This is a genomic window from Fluviicola sp., assembly GCF_030151805.1.
Classification (GTDB): domain Bacteria; phylum Bacteroidota; class Bacteroidia; order Flavobacteriales_D; family Crocinitomicaceae; genus Fluviicola.
This window is the reverse complement of record NZ_JASLCN010000394.1, coordinates 1-3,819: the sequence shown is the minus strand read 5'-3', so window position 1 is coordinate 3,819 and position 3,819 is coordinate 1. Positions and strand designations below refer to the sequence as shown.

Genomic DNA, 3,819 nt, shown 5'->3' with positions numbered 1-3,819 from the left:
CGTTTGTCCGGATCAACGGCATGTTCCGTAATGAACTCGATGTTTTCCTTGAAAAAACCGAGCATTTCGGGCGGAAGTGTAAAAACTGCCACGCGATTGATGCGCTGATGTCCGAAAAATCCCCACAATGCAGGATTCGGAAGCTTTGAATAGGGTAAAGGACCTGCATTTCCAGGGTTTGAAACAAACAGTGAAAGCAGTAGTATGAACTTAGTTGTCCGAAATGTTGACGAGTTTACCATTTCTCAAAATTGGAATCACGTTTGTTTGATTCGGAGTCAAACAATACTTGATGTCTTCATTCAAATTTAGGTTTTTTAATCGTCTTCTGTGCGAACTTGACTTCAAAAATCCAAGATAATTATCTTTTGCTGAGAGATATAGGTATTTTGCAGCGATGGAAGAATCTTCAACAGAAGTGAAATTTCCGGTATTTATCAAATGATCACAAATCGCTCCGGCACAGATGGTATCTTCCAGATTGAACTTGTCCTGCCATCCGGAACACAAACATAAAATGTTCTTGTTTTGTTTTTCCAGCCATTGGTTCAGGTAATTCAGATTCAAAAACGAACCCACAACGACTACTTCTGCATCTTTGGCAACATCCAGGGATTTGGTTCCGTTGGTGGTAGTCAAAACAACCTCCTGACCTTTGAATTCTTCTTTCATGTAAGAAAAAGGAGAGTTTCCGAAGTCGAAACCTTCAACGATTTGTCCTTTGCGTTCTGCTCCGGCAAGAAATCCTTTTTGCTTGTATTCCCAAGCTTCTTCAACCGTTGGAACAGGAATAATGGATGCTATTCCGTTGTCAAAAGCAGCACATATAGCAGAAGTAGCTCTTAGTACATCAATCACAACTACGATTTCAAATTCGTCTTTGAAGTAAGCATACTCACCCGGAGTGTAGCAAACTTCAATAAGCTTTCTTGTATCTGACATAAATGCGAAGGTACTAAAATCAGATGGATTTTAACGATTCCTGTGTTGGTTTGAAAATCTTAGCGTCAGCAACAAATGTTCCGAAAGGCAGTAAAGACGCCAAATACGCCCAGAATTTGGTCTTCAAATCCCATTTTGTTTCAGAGGAAGCCCAGAATACCAAAAACACGTACGCTATGAATAAAACTCCGTGTCCCATCCCAACGATTTTGTTCGGAGCAGTGATATCCATCATGTACTTTAATGGCATGGTGATCAAAAAAGATAAAAAGGAAATCCCTTCGAGTATTCCGACAATGCGCAAAGCACCTAAAGCTGACTTGAAATTCATGATTTTTTTGCTTGCAAATTTACGGTTTAAGCTGATTGGGAAAGGTACCGTTCACCGATTATTGCTTTTTATATGTTCGTCCATCAATTTCCATAAACCAGCTTCCGCCTTGTTCATACGGTTCTGTATTGAGTACAAAAACTCTCGGAGTTTGTGAATTCAGGCGGATTTTGTCGTGTTGCTGATTTATTTCTGCTTTTCCCGTCAGTTTTCCGGTACAGGTGCACAGGTTTGTTGCACATGTATCCTGGCAATCGATCTGATAGGTTCCGCTTGTTCCCGAAAAGGTGAATTCATCACAGACAAATTTCCCCATTACTGAGTTGTATTTCGCTTCGCTGTACCAGGTTCCTTCGAAATTGGAATTGTATTTCAAAAGCGGTTTGTTACAAGATGAAACCAGAAGTAATAAGAACAGGGGAATGAGATAAAATCGCTTTTTCATGATATTTCGTAATGTTATAAGTTTCAATTGTTTTGGGATTAACGCTTCTTTGCCTGAAGCTCAAATAATTCGTCGCGTAAACGTGCGGCTTCAATGAAATCCAACTCTTTTGCTGCTTTTTCCATTTGCTTGCGTTTGGCAACGATCGCTTTTTCCAGTTCTTCCGGATCGGCATAATTAATCATTGGCTCTGCAGCCATGGAACCGGATTCCGGAGTATAGTATCCTTTTTGAGAACGTGTTTCCGGGTCACCGTCTGCCACTTTGGTCGATTTAAGAATCACTTCTTTCGATTTGTTCAATGCCGTAGGAACCATTCCATGTTCTTCGTTGTAAGCAATTTGCATGGCTCTTCTTCGTTCCGTTTCCGAAATGGTTCGCGCCATCGAATCGGTCATTTTATCGGCATACATGATCACACGCCCATTTACGTTTCGGGCAGCTCTTCCCACGGTTTGTACCAGGGAACGCTCGTTTCGAAGAAAACCTTCTTTATCCGCATCAATGATCGCCACCAAACTGACTTCCGGTAAATCCAACCCTTCCCGAAGCAGGTTCACTCCGATCAGAACATCGAATTCACCTAAGCGCAACTGACGCAAAATTTCTACCCGTTCAATCGTGTCGATATCTGAGTGGATATAGCGGCAGGCAATTCCCAGTTTATCCAGGTATTTCTGCAACTCTTCCGCCATGCGTTTGGTTAAAGTCGTAACGAGTGTGCGTTCTTCCTTTTCAATTCGCAATTGTATTTCTTCAATCAGGTCATCAATTTGATTCAAACTCGGACGAACTTCAATCACCGGATCCAGCAAACCTGTCGGGCGAATGAGTTGTTCCACAACAACCCCTTCGGATTGTTCCAGTTCAAAATCGGCCGGAGTAGCGGAAACGTATACTATTTGATTGATCAGCGTTTGAAATTCGTCAAAAGTCAAAGGCCGGTTGTCCATTGCTGCCTGCAAACGGAATCCGTATTCGACGAGGTTAATTTTCCGCGCGCGGTCACCGCCATACATTGCCCTGATTTGCGGCATGGTTACGTGGCTTTCATCAACAATCATCAAATAATCGTCCGGGAAATAATCCAATAGGCAGAAAGGTCGTGTTCCGGGATCACGTTGGTCAAAATACCTGGAATAGTTCTCGATTCCGGAACAATAGCCCAACTCGCGCATCATTTCCATGTCGTAAGAAGTGCGCTCTTCTAAGCGTTTTGCTTCCAGTACTTTCTTTTCACGTTTGAAATTCTCGACCTGAATGACCATGTCTTCACCGATCTGATCAAGAGCTCTCCGCGTTGTTTCAGGGCTGGAAACGAAAATGTTTGCCGGGTAAATATTGATTTCCTGAAAGACTTCGATTTCCGAATTCGTTTCAGGATCAATGGTCCGGATGCGTTCGATCTCGTCCCCCCAGAATTCGATACGCAAAGCATAATCCGCATAGGCCAAATGAATATCAATCGTATCTCCTTTTACGCGAAAAGTCCCGCGTTTGAATTCGGCTTCAGTTCGGGAATAAAGATTTTCCACCAGGCGCAGTAAGAATTTATTCCTGGAAATGTTTTGTCCGACCTTGATTTCGATAATCGAATTGGCAAATTCATTCGGGTTTCCGATACCGTAAATGCAGCTTACAGAAGCAATTACGATCACGTCTTTTCTTCCGGAAAGCAGGGAAGATGTTGCTGAAAGACGCAGTTTTTCGATCTCGTCGTTGATCTGAAGATCTTTTTCGATATACGTATCTGTTACCGGTAAATAAGCTTCCGGCTGATAATAATCGTAATAACTTACGAAGTACTCTACAGCATTGTTTGGAAAAAACTGTTTGAATTCTCCGTAAAGCTGCGCTGCAAGTGTTTTGTTGTGTGACAGGATTAAAGTCGGTTTTTCGACTTCCTGAATCACGTTTGCCATGGTAAATGTTTTCCCGCTTCCGGTAACTCCAAGCAGGGTTTGCGCGAATTGTCCGTCGCGAATTCCGGCTACTAATTGTTCGATTGCTACAGGTTGGTCACCGGTAGGTTTAAATTCTGAAACGAGTTGGAAATCCATATAAACAAATATACAAAATTCTGGTTCTGATAGGATCTCCA

At 42.3% G+C, this 3,819-nt stretch carries 4 protein-coding genes and 1 pseudogene; all 5 read right to left on the bottom strand.

What is annotated here, in order from left to right:
• Positions 1 to 242 (bottom strand): annotated as a pseudogene (locus Q1V93_RS14915) (S1/P1 Nuclease); the annotation flags it as partial.
• On the bottom strand, positions 211 to 942 hold the full coding sequence (locus tag Q1V93_RS14910; RefSeq protein WP_300665753.1) for a 2-phosphosulfolactate phosphatase: 732 nt from the start codon (positions 940 to 942) through the stop codon (positions 211 to 213). The pseudogene Q1V93_RS14915 and the gene Q1V93_RS14910, both read right to left, overlap by 32 nt.
• A gap of 19 nt (positions 943 to 961) precedes the next feature.
• On the bottom strand, positions 962 to 1,273 hold the full coding sequence (locus Q1V93_RS14905; RefSeq protein WP_300665752.1) for a DUF3817 domain-containing protein: 312 nt from the start codon (positions 1,271 to 1,273) through the stop codon (positions 962 to 964).
• Positions 1,274 to 1,331: 58 nt separating this feature from the next.
• Positions 1,332 to 1,718, bottom strand: coding sequence for a hypothetical protein (locus tag Q1V93_RS14900; RefSeq protein ID WP_300665750.1), 387 nt, complete (start codon positions 1,716 to 1,718; stop codon positions 1,332 to 1,334).
• A 38-nt stretch (positions 1,719 to 1,756) separates the two neighbouring features.
• Positions 1,757 to 3,778 (bottom strand): excinuclease ABC subunit UvrB, encoded by a 2,022-nt coding sequence (uvrB, locus tag Q1V93_RS14895; RefSeq protein WP_300665749.1) that lies wholly within the window; start codon positions 3,776 to 3,778, stop codon positions 1,757 to 1,759.
• Between the last annotated feature and the right edge of the window lie 41 nt (positions 3,779 to 3,819).